The 15050-nt window shown below is 71.8% G+C and carries 12 protein-coding genes; 11 read left to right on the plus strand and 1 reads right to left on the minus strand.

The window, feature by feature from the left end; genetic code table 11:
- Window positions 1-463: 463 nt before the first annotated feature.
- Together ACRAKF_RS13475 and ACRAKF_RS13480 are read left to right on the plus strand one after the other, a co-directional pair.
- Entirely contained in the window at window positions 464-1015 is a 552-nt protein-coding gene (locus ACRAKF_RS13475; RefSeq protein ID WP_447041964.1) for a hypothetical protein, read from the plus strand.
- 152 nt (window positions 1016-1167) lie between these two features.
- Window positions 1168-1836 (plus strand): class F sortase, encoded by a 669-nt coding sequence (locus ACRAKF_RS13480; RefSeq protein WP_447037286.1) that lies wholly within the window; start codon window positions 1168-1170, stop codon window positions 1834-1836.
- Between the two features lie 2 nt (window positions 1837-1838).
- On the opposite strand, the gene ACRAKF_RS13485 is transcribed toward ACRAKF_RS13480, so the two are convergent.
- Complete coding sequence (locus ACRAKF_RS13485) at window positions 1839-2621, minus strand: sulfite exporter TauE/SafE family protein (RefSeq protein ID WP_447037287.1); 783 nt, start codon at window positions 2619-2621, stop codon at window positions 1839-1841.
- 282 nt (window positions 2622-2903) lie between these two features.
- Between ACRAKF_RS13485 and ACRAKF_RS13490 the strand changes: the two genes are divergently transcribed.
- From ACRAKF_RS13490 to ppdK, 9 genes are all read left to right on the plus strand, one after another.
- Window positions 2904-4166, plus strand: coding sequence for an NAD(P)/FAD-dependent oxidoreductase (locus ACRAKF_RS13490; protein WP_447037289.1), 1263 nt, complete (start codon window positions 2904-2906; stop codon window positions 4164-4166).
- Between the two features lies 1 nt (window position 4167).
- Window positions 4168-6744 (plus strand): nitrite reductase large subunit NirB, encoded by a 2577-nt coding sequence (gene nirB / locus ACRAKF_RS13495; protein WP_447037290.1) that lies wholly within the window; start codon window positions 4168-4170, stop codon window positions 6742-6744.
- Entirely contained in the window at window positions 6741-7064 is a 324-nt protein-coding gene (gene nirD, locus ACRAKF_RS13500; protein WP_447037291.1) for a nitrite reductase small subunit NirD, read from the plus strand. Before nirB ends, nirD begins: the two co-directional genes overlap by 4 nt.
- Window positions 7065-7148: 84 nt before the next feature.
- Window positions 7149-7733, plus strand: a complete 585-nt coding sequence (locus ACRAKF_RS13505) for a TetR/AcrR family transcriptional regulator (protein ID WP_447037292.1) — start codon at window positions 7149-7151, stop codon at window positions 7731-7733.
- Between the two features lie 76 nt (window positions 7734-7809).
- Window positions 7810-8592 (plus strand): SDR family NAD(P)-dependent oxidoreductase, encoded by a 783-nt coding sequence (locus tag ACRAKF_RS13510; RefSeq protein ID WP_447037293.1) that lies wholly within the window; start codon window positions 7810-7812, stop codon window positions 8590-8592.
- A gap of 133 nt (window positions 8593-8725) precedes the next feature.
- Window positions 8726-9982, plus strand: a complete 1257-nt coding sequence (locus ACRAKF_RS13515) for an ABC transporter substrate-binding protein (protein ID WP_447037295.1) — start codon at window positions 8726-8728, stop codon at window positions 9980-9982.
- The gene (locus ACRAKF_RS13520) at window positions 9979-10899 is read left to right on the plus strand and encodes a carbohydrate ABC transporter permease (RefSeq protein WP_447037296.1); all 921 of its coding nucleotides are present in this window, start codon (window positions 9979-9981) and stop codon (window positions 10897-10899) included. Before ACRAKF_RS13515 ends, ACRAKF_RS13520 begins: the two co-directional genes overlap by 4 nt.
- 89 nt (window positions 10900-10988) lie before the next feature.
- Window positions 10989-11825, plus strand: a complete 837-nt coding sequence (locus ACRAKF_RS13525) for a carbohydrate ABC transporter permease (protein ID WP_447041965.1) — start codon at window positions 10989-10991, stop codon at window positions 11823-11825.
- 402 nt (window positions 11826-12227) lie between these two features.
- The gene (gene ppdK, locus ACRAKF_RS13530; RefSeq protein WP_447037297.1) at window positions 12228-14966 is read left to right on the plus strand and encodes a pyruvate, phosphate dikinase; all 2739 of its coding nucleotides are present in this window, start codon (window positions 12228-12230) and stop codon (window positions 14964-14966) included.
- The last annotated feature ends 84 nt before the right edge of the window (window positions 14967-15050 follow it).

Here is a 15050-nt window from a genome sequence, read left to right on the forward strand (position 1 = left end):
CAAACCCGGCGCGGAGCCAGGTAGATAGCCCGTCCGGCGCTTGAGGACGAGCGCGGCGCAGCCGGCGACGGGCCGAGCCAAGACGCCGAGCCGAGACGCCGGGTCAGCCGCAGCCCGCGACAGGCCGAGCCGAGAACGCCGGGTCGGGCTCAGAGCCAGGCCCGGCAACGCCCCCACGCCCGGCAGGGCCAGGCCCGGCAACGCCCCCACGCCCGGCAGGGCCAGGTCACCCATTCACAGCCGCCGCTCACGGTCTTCGAAGTCGGGCCACGGTAAAGCCCGTGACCTGCTGGAACGCTTCCGGTGAGGCGTCGGGAACCACCCCGGCCCAGGCTTTCCCGCAGCCCACCGGGAGGCGCGCGCCGCCGAGTGCCACTTACCTCGGAGGAGTAGGGCTCGTCCGACGCAGCGGCACTTGGGGTGTCGCGGGGCGCGCCCACGCGGAGGCCTCGGAGGAACGAGCATCATGCGCATCGCCCGTCTGCTGACCGGTACCGCCCTCGCCGCGGCAGCCGGCGCCCTGGCCGGGCCCGCCTCCGCGGCGGCCGGCGGAGACCTCGTGATCACCCCGGCGACCGTCACCCCGGGCTCCACCGTCACCGTGCACACCACCGCCTGCGGCTCCGGCGGCACCGCGGCGGGCGACGCCAGCGCGGTGGGCGCCGGCAGGTTCACCCTGGCGCCGGGCGGCGGCCCCGGAGAGGCGACCGGCCGCTTCGAGGTGCCGCCCTCCGCGCAGCCCGGCACCTACGAGATCGCCGCGAAGTGCTCCGGCGCGGGCGGCTCCGGGGTGAAGAACAGGCGGATCGCGGCAGATCTGGTGGTGACGATCACCTCCACCGCGGCCGCGGGCGAGCGGCACCAGCCGCAGCCGAGGGGGCACGTGAAGACGGGGGTCGGTGGCGCACTCGGCCCCGACCCCGTGCAGACCGCGGCGGGCGTGGCGGCACTGGCCGTCGCCGCCGCGGGCGGTACCTGGCTCCTGCATCGCCGGGCGAGAGGCGACAGGATCTGACGGACGCCCTCCGCTGTCCACCGGTACCGCCGCCTACGCCCCCTCCCCGCCCATGTCCCCCCGCGGGCGGGGAGGGGGACGAGGCCCCTCCCCCACACCCCGGCCTCACCCCCACCCCAGTCCTAGCCCGCCACCCCCCAAGGGGACGCCATATGCGCCGTATACGTCTCGCGTCAGGAACGCGTGGAAAGAGCGGCAACGCGCTCATAGCGACCGTCAGCGCCGTGGCGCTGTGCTCCGGCGCGTGGTTGCTGAGCAGCGGCGCCGAGCCGCGCCCCCCGCAGCCGTCCGCCGCGCAGGCGGCCTCGGACCTGCCGGGACACCACGACGCCGACGCCCGGCACGAACCCGGCTCCGCGGCCCTTCCCCCGTCCCCGCCGGACCGCCTGCGCATCCCCGCGATCGGCGTCGACACACCGCTGATGGGCCTCGGCCTGACGCGCCAGGGCAGCCTCGACGTGCCGCCGCCGGAGCGGAAGAACCTCGCCGGCTGGTACGAGGCGGGCACCACGCCCGGCGAGCGCGGCACCGCCGTCGTCGCGGGCCACGTCGACAACAAGGAGGGCCCGGCCGTCTTCTACGAGCTGGGCGCGCTGCGCCGGGGCACCACCATCGAGGTGGAGCGCAGGGACGGCAGCGTGGCCGTCTTCACGGTCGACGCGAACGAGGTGTACGACGCCGACGCCTTCCCCGACGACAAGGTGTACGGGGCCGCGTCCCGGCCCGAGCTACGGGTCATCACCTGCGGCGGCGGATACTCGAAGGAGACCGGCTACCAGGGCAACGTGGTGGTCTTCGCACACCTCACCGAGATCCGCTGAGCTCAGGCGACCCACTGCTCGTACGCCATCTTCACCACGAGGCCGAGGACGGTGGTCAGCAGCACGATCCGGACGAAGCCGCTGCCCTTCTTGAGTGCCGTGCGGGCGCCGAACATGCCGCCCGCGAGGTTGAAGGCGGCCATCAGCGCGGCGAGTTTCCACATGACCGCGCCCTGCCAGGCGAACATCGCGAGGGCGCCCGCGTTGGTGCAGCAGTTGACGATCTTGGCGGTGGCCGAGGCGGCGACCAGGTCGAGGTGGAGCACGGCGGTCAGGGCCAGGACGAGGAAGGTGCCGGTGCCGGGGCCGATCAGGCCGTCGTAGAAGCCGATGCCGAGCCCCGCGAAGCCGATTGCGGCGAGGATCCGCTTCGGCGAAGCGGGCTCCGCCGGGGGCGCGGTGCCGAAGGCGGGCCGCAGGATCACGAAGGCGCCCACGGCGACCAGCACCACCATGATGACGGGCTTCAGCACCTCGGTGCTCATCCCGGCCGCGAAGAAGGCGCCGCCCATCGATCCGGCGAGCGCGGCGAGGCCGATCCGTACGGCGGTCGGCACGTCGACGCGGGTCTTCCTGACGTACGTCACGGCGGCGCCCGCGGTGCCGACGATCGCCACGGCCTTGTTGGTGCCGAGGGCGTGCGCGGCCGGGGTCCCCGCGGGCAGCCCGAGCAGCAGGGCGGGGAGCAGCAGCAGTCCCCCGCCGCCGACCACGGCGTCGATCCAGCCCGCCGCGAGGGCGGCGACACAGAGGACGACGACGGTGGTCAGCGATATGTCAGGCATGATCGCGACCTTATGGACGGGATGGGTGCAGCGTCCACGGATACGGGTGTTAGTTGAGGTACTTCTGAGGTCACCGCAAGGCGGCAAGGAACCGCGACCGCCAGACCTCACACTCCCTCACACCCCCACGCTCCCTCGCACCCCTACGCTCCCTCACACCCCACACCCCCTCGCACCCCCACGCTCCCTCACACTCCCGCCACCCCCAAGCTGAGGACAGCGATCCCGCCGGGAAACACTCGGGCCCCGTCCGGGTAACACCCGCCGCGCACGCTGAATGCCATGACACCCAAGGCAGTGGTGATCGGCGCGGGTCTGGCCGGCACCCGCGTGGCGAGCCGCCTCGGTACCGACACGGTACTGATCGGCGACGAGGCCCACGCCCCGTACAACCGCGTCCTCCTGGCAGAGGTCCTGGCGGGCCGTTACGGCGCGGAGCTGACCACCCTGCCGAGCCCCGGCGCCACCCTGCTCCGCACCCGCGCCACCCGCATCGACCGCGCCGAGCGCCAGGTCCACTGCGAGGACGGCACCGTCGTCCCCTACGGCACGCTGGTCCTGGCGACCGGCTCCAACCCCGTACTGCCGCCGCTGCGCGGCCTGTTCGCCCCCGGCGCCGGTGAGCTGCCCGGCGGCGTCCACGCCTTCCGCACGATGGACGACTGCCTGGCGCTGTCCGCCGCCGTCGAGCCCGGTGTCCGCGTCGTCGTCATCGGCGGCGGCCTCCTCGGCGTATCGGCGGCGAGGGCGCTGGCCCACCGGGGCGCGCAGGTCGTCCTCACCCAGCAGGCCGAGCGGCTCATGGAGCGCCAGCTCGACCCGGCCTCCTCCGAGCTGGTGCGGGCGCACCTCACCGGCCTCGGCGTCGAGGTGCACACCGAGTGCCGGGTACGCGGGGTCGCCGTCACCGACGGGTCGGTGCGCCGGGTGGAGCTCGCCGACGGCTACGCGCTGGAGACCGACCTGACCGTCCTGGCCTGCGGCGTGCGCCCCCGCACCGGTCTGGCGCAGGCCGCGGGACTCGACGTACGCAAGGGGATCGTCGTGGACGACCTGCTGCGGACGTCCGATCCGCACATCAGGGCGGTCGGTGACTGCGCGGAGCACGCGGGCCGCGTCTACGGTCTGGCGAGCCCGGCGCTCGAACAGGCCGACGCGCTCGCCGACGCCCTCACCGGCCCCGCCGCGCGCCCCTACGCGGGCAGCCGCATGCTGACCCGGCTCACCCTCGCGGGTCCTGGCCCCCTTGACCTCGCCGCGTTCGGCGACCCCGAGCCGCGCCCCGACGACGACGTCATCCAGCTCGCCGACGCCACCCGCGGCACCTACCGCAAGGTCGTCGTCCGCGGCGACCGCCTGGTCGGCGGCGTCCTGCTCGGTGACCTCGCGTCGGTGGGCGCGCTCGCCCGTGCCTGGGAGGCCGACGACGCCCTGCCCGAGGACGAAAGCCCCCTGCTCCACCTACTCGCCCTTCCCCACCTTCCCCACCTTCCCTCAGCTCTCGATCCCGTTCGTGCGGGGCAGACCCCCATCGGAGGCCGCTGACATGCCGAAGCCCCAGCCGAACCCCGCCCGGTCCTCGCAAGGCCGTCCCGCCATCGTGCTCGTCGGCCACGGCATGGTCGGACAGCGCTTCCTGGAGGCCGCCGTCGAGCGCGGGCTCGCGGCGAGCCACCGGATCGTGGTGCTGTGCGAGGAGCCGCGCCCCGCCTACGACCGGGTGCAGCTCACCTCGTACTTCTCGGGCCGCACGCCCGACGAACTCTCGCTCACCGACCGGGAGTTCCTCGACGAGCACGGCATCGAGCTGTACGTCGACGAGCCCGCCGAGAGCTTCGACCGGCAGGCCAGGACCGTCACGGCACGCTCGGGCCGGGTCTTCCCGTACGACACGCTCGTGCTGGCCACGGGCTCCTACCCGTTCGTGCCGCCCGTGCCGGGCAAGGACGCGACGGGCTGCTTCGTGTACCGCACCATCGAGGACCTGCTCGCCATCGAGGAGTACGCGAAGCAGCGTGCCACGACCGGTGCGGTGGTCGGCGGCGGTCTGCTCGGCCTGGAGGCGGCGGGCGCGCTGCGCGGCCTCGGACTCGCCACGCACGTGGTGGAGTTCGCGCCGCGCCTCATGCCGGTACAGGTCGACGAGGGCGGCGGCCAGGCGCTGCTCCGCACCATCACCGGCATGGGCCTGAGTGTCCACACGGGCACCGGCACGCAGGAGATCGTGACGGACGGCGACGGCGCCGTGCGCGGCATGAAGCTGTCCGACGGGAGCGAACTCGCCACCGACCTGGTGGTGTTCTCCGCGGGGGTCCGGCCGCGCGACCAGCTCGCCCGCGAGCACGGCCTCACCGTCGGCGAGCGCGGCGGCATCACCGTCGACGAGCGGTGCCGCACCAGCGACCCCGACGTGTACGCGATCGGCGAGTGCGCGCAGGCGGCGGACGGGCGGGTGTACGGCCTGGTCGCGCCCGGTTACGAGATGGCGCAGACGGCCGCCGCCGCCATCGCGGCCGACCAGGGGGCGAGCTTCACGGGCGCCGATCTCTCCACCAAGCTCAAGCTCCTCGGCGTCGACGTCGCCTCCTTCGGCGACGCCCACGGCACGGCGGAGGGCTGCCTCGACGTCGTCTACGCCGACTCGCGCTCGGGCACGTACAAGAAGCTGGTGATGGGCGCGGGCGGCGAGCTGCTCGGCGGGGTGCTCGTCGGCGACGCCGAGGCGTACGGGCTGCTGCGCCCGCTCACCGGGACCGTGCCGCCGGTGCCCGCGGAACAACTGGTGCTGCCCGCGGGAACGGGCGCCCCCGCCGCGCTCGGCCCGGAGGCGCTGCCGGGCTCCGCGGTGGTCTGCAACTGCCACAACGTCACCAAGGACGAGATCCAGGCCTGCGCCACGCTGCCCGAGGTGAAGAAGTGCACCAAGGCGGGGACGGGCTGCGGGAGCTGCGTGAAGCTCATCGGTCAGCTCCTCCCCCAGACCGGCGACAAGGGCCTGTGCGGCTGCTTCGGCCAGACCCGCCAGGAGCTGTACGAGATCGTGCGCGCCCTGCGGCTGACCACGTTCCGCGAGCTGCTCGACGGGCACGGCCGCACCGGGGCGCGCGGCGGCGAGGGCTGCGAGGTCTGCAAGCCGACGGTCGGGTCGATCATCGCCTCACTGGCCCCGACGATCGGCGCGGAGGGCCACGTCCTGGACGGTGAGCAGGCCGCGCTCCAGGACACCAACGACCACTTCCTGGCCAACCTCCAGAAGAACGGCTCCTACTCGGTGGTGCCGCGCATCCCCGGCGGCGAGATCACCCCGGAGAAGCTCATCGTCATCGGCGAGGTGGCGCGCGACTTCGGTCTCTACACGAAGATCACCGGCGGGCAGCGCATCGACCTCTTCGGGGCCCGCGTCGAGCAGCTCCCGATGATCTGGACGCGCCTGGTGGACGCGGGCTTCGAGTCGGGCCACGCGTACGGCAAGGCGCTGCGGACCGTGAAGTCCTGCGTCGGGCAGACCTGGTGCCGCTACGGCGTGCAGGACTCCGTGCGCATGGCCATCGACCTGGAGCTGCGCTACCGCGGCCTGCGCGCCCCGCACAAGCTGAAGTCGGCGGTCTCCGGCTGCGCCCGCGAGTGCGCCGAGGCCCAGTCCAAGGACTTCGGCGTGATCGCCACGGCGAGCGGCTGGAACCTGTACGTGGGCGGCAACGGCGGCGCCACCCCGCGCCACGCCGACCTGCTCGCGCAGGACCTGGACGACGCGGAACTGGTCCGGCTCATCGACCGGTTCCTGATGTTCTACATCCGCACGGCCGACCGCCTGGAGCGCACCGCGGCCTGGCTGGAGCGGATCGACGGCGGCCTCGACCACGTGCGCGACGTCGTCGTCCACGACTCCCTCGGCATCTGCGCCGAGCTGGAGGCGCTCATGGCCGACCATGTCACGCACTACCGCGACGAGTGGGCCGACACCCTCGACGACCCGGAGCGGCTCGCCCGCTTCGTGTCCTTCGTCAACGCGCCGGGCGTGCCCGACCCGACGGTCGGCTTCGTCCCCGAGCGCGACCAGATCAAGCCGGACCTGCCGCTGCTGGCCATCGGCCGGCGCCCCCTGGAAGGAGCCTCCCGATGAACGTGCAACTCCAGCTCTCCGACGACTGGTACGAGGTCTGCGAGCGCGCGCGGCTCACGCCGGGGCGGGGCCTGGCGGCGCTGCTGCCCGACGGCCGCCAGGCCGCGCTGTTCCTGGACCGCGAGGGCCGCGCGTACGCGATCGACAACCGGGACCCGTTCACGGGCGCCGCGGTGCTCTCCCGGGGTCTGCTCGGCACCGCGGACGGCCGCCCGTTCGTCGCGTCGCCGCTCCTGAAGCAGCGGTTCGACCTGGAGACGGGGCGGTGCCTGGACGACGACGAGGTCACGGTGGAGACGCATCCGGTGCGCATCGCCTGACCGGAGCACCGGAGCCGCACGTCCCCCGACCGAACCGCCGCACATTACTTGACCGTTCGTTCCAGAAAAACGTACTGTTCCCTCGTGGCCAGGACCAAGGAATTCGATCCGGACGCCGCGCTCCAGTCGGCCCTAGAGCTGTTCTGGCGGCGCGGCTACGAGGCGACGTCCATGGCGGACCTCGTCGAGGCGCTCGGCATCGGCCGGGCCAGTGTCTACGCGACGTTCGGCAACAAGCACGACCTATACCTGAAGGCCCTGGAGCGGTACGCGCAGAACCAGGACCCGCACCTGCTCACCGACCTGTCACGGCCGGGCCCCGCCCTGCCCGCGGTGCGCGCGGTGGTGCGCCGCTTCGCCCGCGAGGCCGCCTCCGGCGAAGGCGGCCGCCTCGGCTGCTTCGTCACCAACACCGCGGCCGAGCTGGGCCCCCACGACGACGCGGCGGCGCGCCACGTCGAGCGGAGCTGGGAGCACCTGGAAACCCTCCTCCACTCCGCCCTGGTGCGCGCGCAGGCCCAGGGCGAGCTGCCGGAGGGCCGCGATCCGCTGGCGCTGGCCCGCATGCTGCTCGTCCTGATGCAGGGCCTGCGCGTGGTCGGCAAGGCGTCCTCGGACCCGGCCCGCGTACGCGACGCGGCGGAGCAGGCGCTCGCACTCCTGGACTGACCTCCCCCCATGCCGCACATACCGCCCTTCGCCATGCCCCGATAATTGACCGAACGGTCAAGAAAAGAGAGACGTCATGCTCGCAGCAACCACGCCCCGTACCCGCTTCGCAGGACGCACGGCCCTCGTCACCGGCGGCGGCTCCGGCCTCGGTCGCGCCATCGCGCTCGCCTTCGCCGCGGAGGGCGCGAACGTGGTCGTGGCCGGACGTACCGAGGCCCCCCTGAAGGAGACCGCGGGCCTGATAGAGGAAGCCGGCGCCGCCGCGCTCGCCGTCACCGCCGACGTGTCCCGCTCGGCCGACCTCGCCGCCCTGGTCACCGCCACCGTGGAGCGCTTCGGCTCGCTGGACGTGGCCGTCAACAACGCGGGCGTCCTGCGCGCCGGGCAGCCGGTCACCGAGCTGCCCGAGGCGGACTGGCGCACCATGCTCGACATCAACGTCACCGGCGTCCTCCTCGCCCTCCAGGCCGAGGTGGGACAGATGCGCACGCAGGCCGCGGGCGGCACCATCGTGAACATCGGCTCCACCATCGGCGCGCACACCACCGTGCCGGGCACGGCCGCCTACGGGGCGACCAAGGCGGCGGTCTCCGCGCTGAGCCGTGCGGCGGCCGTCGAGCACATCAGGGACGGGGTCCGCATCAACACCGTGAGCCCCGGCTCGTCCGACACCACCATGTCGTTCCTGCCCGGCGAGACCGAGGCGGGACGGGCCGCCCGGATGAAGGAGCGGTCGCCGCTCGGCCGCGTGTCCAGCACGGCCGAGGTCGCCGCCGCCGTGCTGTACCTGGCGTCCGACGAATCCACCTCCGTGGTCGGCGCGGACCTGCTGATCGACGGGGGCGCCGCCGCCTGACGTGGCCCGGCTCCCGGAGCGGCGGCCGTGGCCGACACTCGGCCGCAACACGCCTGTCGTAATCCCCGCGCATGGTTGATCGTTGGGCCGACGTGTTGTGAGGCCCCGACCGCACGCAGGGAGATGAACCAGCATGACCATCAGCCGAAGGACACTGCTCGGTACCGGCGCGGCTCTCGGACTGCTCACGGCCTGCGGGTCCAACCCCGGGCGTGGCGGCGGGGGTTCGGGCGGCAGCGGCCCGCGCCTCGCGCAGTGGTACCACCAGTACGGCGAGGCGGGCACCGAGCAGGCCGTGAAGCGGTACGCCGCCGCGTACGGGAAGGCGGACGTGCAGGTCCAGTGGCGGCCGGGGAACTACGACGAGCAGACCGCGGCGGCCCTGCTCACCGACTCCGGGCCCGACGTCTTCGAGGTCAACGGCCCGTCCCTGGACCAGATCCGCCAGGGGCAGGTCGTCGACCTCACGGACCTCTTCGAGGGCGTGAGGGACGACTTCAACCCGGCGGTGCTCGCCCCGAAGACGTACGACGGGAAGATCTGGGCGATCCCCCAGGTGGTCGACATGCACCTGCTCTACTACCGCAAGAGCCTCCTCGACGAGGCGGGCGTGCGCCCGCCGAAGAGCCTGGACGAGCTGGTCGACGCGGCGAAGGCGCTGACCACGAAGGACGTGAAGGGCCTCTTCCTCGGCAACGACGGCGGCGCGGGCGCCCTCGGCGTCACCCCCCTGCACGCGGCGGGCCTCTCCTCCGTCACGGAGGACGGCGAGGTCGGCTTCGACGATCCGGCCGCCGCCCGGGCCCTGGGCAAGCTCCACGCGCTGTACGCCGACGAGTCGCTGCTGCTCGGCGCGCCCGCCGACTGGTCGGACCCCTCGGCGTTCACCCAGGAGCTGACCGCCATGCAGTGGTGCGGCCTCTGGGCGCTGCCCGCGGTCGAGAAGGAGCTGGGCGACGACTTCGGGGTCCTGCCGTTCCCCGCCGACGGCGCCGGTGGCGGGCCCTCGCTGCCGGTCGGCGCGTACGGCGCGGCGGTGAGCGCCCGCAGCGAGCGCCGGAAGGAGGGCAAGGCCTTCCTGAAGTGGCTGTGGATCGACAAGACCGAGTACCAGGAGGACTTCGCGCTCTCCTACGGCTTCCACATCCCCGCCAGGGTCTCCCTCGCCGAGAAGGCCGGCAAGCTGAAGGACGGCCCCGCGGCCGACGCCGTGCGCTACTCCACCGAGTACGGCTACGCGGAGCCCCTGCTGTGGACGCCCGCGTCCCGTACCGCGTACCAGGACGCGCTGAGCCGCGTCATCAAGTCCGGCGCGGACCCGGCGAACGAGCTGAGGTCCGTCGTCCGCACGGTCCGGGCGGAACTGGCCCGCGCCAAGAAGAAGTCGTGAGGGCCGAAGCGAGCGTGTTCGGCAGCCAGAACCGGACCCTCTGGTTCTGGGTGTTCGTCGGCCCCTTCGCGCTCGGCCTGGTCCTCTTCACGTACGTACCGCTCGCCTGGAGCGTCTACCTCAGCTTCTTCGACGCCCACAACACGGTCTCGCCCGATGACTTCGTCGGCTTCGACAACTACGCGTCGTTGCTGCGGAACGACGCGTTCACCGACAGTCTCGTCACCTTCGCGGTCTTCTCCGCGTTCATCGTGCCGACGACCTTCGTGCTGTCGCTCGCGCTCGCGCTGATGGTCAACCGGCTCCGCCGGGCGCAGGCGTTCTTCCGCTCCGTCTTCTTCCTGCCCGCCGCGTGCAGCTACGTCGTCGCGGCCCTCGTCTGGAAGCTGTCGATCTTCAACGGGGTGCGGTTCGGGCTCGCCAACACCGTCCTCGGCTGGTTCGGCGCCGACCGGATCGCCTGGCTCTCGACCACGGACCCGCCCTGGTACTGGCTGGTCATCGTCACCGTACGGCTCTGGCTCCAGGCGGGCTTCTACATGATCCTCTTCCTCGCCGGGCTCCAGCGGATCTCGCCCACCCTCTACGAGGCGGCGGCGGTGGACGGAGCACGGCCCGGCTGGCAGGTCCTGCGCCACATCACGCTGCCGCAGCTCCGCGCGACGTCGGTCGCCGTCACGCTGCTGCTCGTCATCAACGCCTTCCAGGCCTTCGACGAGTTCTACAACCTGCTCTCGGACTCGGGCGGCTATCCGCCCTACGCCCGGCCGCCGCTCGTCTACCTCTACTACACCGCACTCGGCCAGGAGCAGAACCTCGGCCTCGGCAGCGCGGGCGCGGTGATCCTCGCCCTGATCATCGCGGTCGTGACGGTCGGCCAGGCCAAGTGGTTCGGCCTCGGCAGGAAGGAGGACTGACGGCCATGCCCCAGCCCAAGACCCCGGCCCCCCGCCGCCGTGTCGCGCCCGCTCCCGGCCACCGTGGCGCGCCCGCTGCCCGGCGGCCCCTGGACGACGCCATGGTCCGCGTCGGCCGCGCCCTGCGCGCCGCCCTGCTCATCGCCCTCGCGCTGCTCTTCCTCATCCCCTTCTACCTGCTCCTGCGCAACGGCCTCGCGTCCGAGGACGAGATCACCTCCCCCGACTGGACGTTCTTCCCCTCGACGCTGCGCTTCTCGAACCTGTCGGAGCTCTTCGACGACCCGACGGTGCCGATGGCGCACGCCCTGCTCAACTCGACGCTGATCGCGGTCGCGACGACCCTCGGCACCCTGCTCCTCGCCTCACTCGCCGGATACGGCCTCGCGCGCATCCCGTACCGCCACGCCGACAAGGTCTTCTACGCGATCCTCGGCACGATGATGGTCCCGGCCGCCGTCACGTTCGTGCCGAGCTTCGTCCTGGTCTCGTCGCTCGGCTGGGTGTCGACCCTGCGCGGCCTGATCGTGCCGACCCTGTTCTCGGCCTTCGCGTGCTTCATCTTCCGGCAGTACTTCCTGGGCTTCCCCCGGGAGCTGGAGGACGCGGCCCGGGTGGACGGGCTCGGCCACTGGCGCACGTACTGGCGGGTGGTCGTCCCCAACTCCCGCCCCGTCTTCGCGGCCGTCGGCACGATCGTCTTCATCGGCGCCTGGAACTCCTTCCTCTGGCCCCTGGTGATCGGCCAGGACCGCGAGGCGTGGACGGTCCAGGTGGCCCTGGCCACCTTCACCACCTCCCAGGTGATCCGCCTGCACGAACTGTTCATCGCGGCGGCGGTCTCGATCCTGCCGCTCCTCGTGGTGTTCCTCTTCTTCCAGCGGTGGATCGTGGCGGGGGTGGAGCGGTCGGGGATCGACGACTGAACGGCCCGGCCCGCTCGGGGGCGTCCGGATGCTGACATCCAGCCCCCTCAAGCGGCGTGATTCTCGCCACCTCTGATAAGGGTGGCGCTCAGACGAGCGGGGAACCGGCGGCTGCACTTCTCCAAGGGGTGGCACTCAGTGCCACTGTTCGATCATTCACGACGTGAACTCACATCTGAGAATCTCGCGCTCATGTGAGCGTTTTCCAGGGTCTACGGGGGTTGAGCCTTCAGGAGTTGAATGCACGCCGCCGGTATTCGCTACTCCTTGGTCACTTTCGATCTGGCGGCGGACGGGTGGTTACGGCCGCATGACGCACAAGTGGACGTACCCAGGTGCCTTCGATCTGGGTATGTTCCTCGCCGTCAGGGCAGCCACCGAGTCCTCGAGGAGCCGAGACCCGTGTCGGAAAACAAAGATCCCCACGTAGCTCACACGAGTGAGGGCGTTAAGTTCGTTTACGACTTCACCGAAGGCAACAAGGACCTCAAGGACCTCCTCGGCGGAAAAGGCGCGAACCTCGCCGAGATGACCAACCTCGGGCTGCCCGTCCCTCCGGGCTTCACCATCACCACCGAGGCGTGCAAGACGTACCTCGACAGCGGCGAGGAGCCGGCTCCGCTGCGCGACGAGGTGAGTGCGCACCTCGACGCCCTTGAGCAGAAGATGGGCAAGAAGCTGGGTCAGTCCGACGACCCGCTGCTCGTCTCCGTCCGCTCGGGCGCCAAGTTCTCGATGCCCGGCATGATGGACACCGTCCTGAACATCGGGCTCTCCGACAAGTCCGTCACCGGCCTCGCCAAGCAGTCCGGCGACGACCGCTTCGCGTGGGACTCCTACCGCCGGCTCATCCAGATGTTCGGCAAGACCGTCCTCGGCGTCGACGGCGACCTCTTCGAGGACGCGCTGGAGAAGGCCAAGGAGGCGAAGAAGGTCGCGGTCGACACCGACCTGGAGGCCGCCGACCTCAAGAAGCTCGTCACGAAGTTCAAGAAGATCGTCAAGACGGAGGCCGGGCGGGACTTCCCGCAGGACCCGCGCGAGCAGATGGACCTCGCGATCCGCTCGGTCTTCGAGTCGTGGAACACCGACCGCGCCAAGCTCTACCGCCGCCAGGAGCGCATCCCGGGCGACCTCGGCACCGCGGTCAACATCTGCTCGATGGTCTTCGGCAACCTCGGCCCCGACTCCGGCACGGGCGTCGCGTTCACCCGCGACCCGGCCAGCGGCCACCAGGGCGTGTACGGCGACTACCTCCAGAACGCGCAGGGCGAGGACGTCGTGGCGGGCATCCGCAACACCGTCCCGCTCGCCGATCTGGAGCAGCTCGACAAGAAGTCGTACGACCAGCTCATGCAGATCATGGAGACGCTCGAAACGCACTACAAGGACCTGTGCGACATCGAGTTCACCATCGAGCGCGGTCAGCTCTGGATGCTCCAGACCCGCGTCGGCAAACGCACCGCCGGTGCCGCCTTCCGCATCGCGACGCAGCTCGTGGACCAGGGGCTCATCGACGAGGCCGAGGCGCTCCAGCGCGTCAACGGCGCCCAGCTCGCACAGCTCATGTTCCCCCGTTTCGACGAGGGCGCGAAGGCCGAGCAGCTCGGCCGGGGCATCGCCGCGTCACCCGGTGCCGCGGTCGGCAAGGCGGTCTTCGACTCGTACACCGCGATCAAGTGGTCGCGTTCGGGCGAGAAGGTCATCCTGATCCGCCGCGAGACCAACCCCGACGACCTGGACGGCATGATCGCCGCCGAGGGCATCCTGACCTCGCGCGGCGGCAAGACCTCGCACGCGGCGGTCGTGGCGCGCGGCATGGGCAAGACCTGTGTCTGCGGCGCCGAGGAGCTGGAGGTCGACACCAAGCGGCGCTGCCTGACCGCGCCGGGCGGCGTGGTCGTCCAGGAGGGCGACACCGTCTCCATCGACGGCTCGACCGGCAAGGTGTACCTCGGTGAGGTGCCCGTCGTGCCCTCGCCCGTCGTCGAGTACTTCGAGGGCCGCATGCACGCGGGCGCCGACGACGCCGACGAGCTGGTCGCCGCCGTGCACCGGATCATGGCGTACGCGGACCGGGTGCGGCGCCTGCGGGTGCGCGCCAACGCGGACAACGCCGAGGACGCGCTGCGGGCCCGCCGCTTCGGGGCGCAGGGCATCGGCCTGTGCCGCACCGAGCACATGTTCCTCGGTGAGCGCCGCGAGATGGTCGAGCGCCTCATCCTCGCCGACGCGGACGACGAGCGCGAGGACGCGCTGAAGGAGCTTCTGCCGCTCCAGAAGCGGGACTTCGTGGAGCTGTTCGAGGCGATGGACGGCCTGCCCGTCACCGTCCGGCTCCTGGACCCGCCGCTGCACGAGTTCCTGCCCGACATCACCGAGCTCTCGGTGCGCGTGGCGCTCGCCGAGTCCCGCAAGGACCCCAACGAGAACGACCTGCGCCTGCTCCAGGCCGTGCACCGGCTGCACGAGCAGAACCCGATGCTGGGTCTGCGCGGCGTCCGGCTCGGGCTCGTCATCCCCGGTCTCTTCACCATGCAGGTGCGGGCCATCGCCGAGGCCGCCGCCGAGCGGAAGAACGCCAAGGGCGACCCGCGTGTGGAGATCATGATTCCGCTCGTCGGCACGGTCCAGGAGCTGGAGATCGTCCGCGAGGAGGCCGAGCAGGTCATCGCGGAGGTCCAGGAGACGACCGGCGTCGAGCTGAAGCTGTCGCTCGGCACGATGATCGAGCTGCCGCGGGCCGCGTTGACGGCCGACCAGATCGCGGAGGCCGCGGAGTTCTTCTCCTTCGGCACGAACGACCTCACGCAGACCGTCTGGGGCTTCTCCCGTGACGACGTGGAGGCGAGCTTCTTCACGGCCTACCTGGAGAAGGGCATCTTCGGTGTCTCCCCGTTCGAGACGATCGACAGGGACGGCGTCGGCCGGCTCGTGCGGGACGCGGTCAAGGCCGGCCGCGCGACCCGTCCTGACCTGAAGCTCGGCGTCTGCGGCGAGCACGGCGGCGACCCCGAGTCGGTGCACTTCTTCCACGAGGTGGGCCTGGACTACGTCTCCTGCTCGCCGTTCCGCATCCCGGTGGCCCGGCTCGAAGCGGGCCGCGCGGCCTCGCACTCCACGGGCAGCGACCACCGGTAGGCGCCTGCCCGAAGACCCCGGGACCGCCGCCGTGTCCCCGACCCTCAACCGATGCGGCGGCGGTTCCGGTCCACCATGAGGGGG

The organism is Streptomyces sp. DSM 118878, from assembly GCF_052936595.1.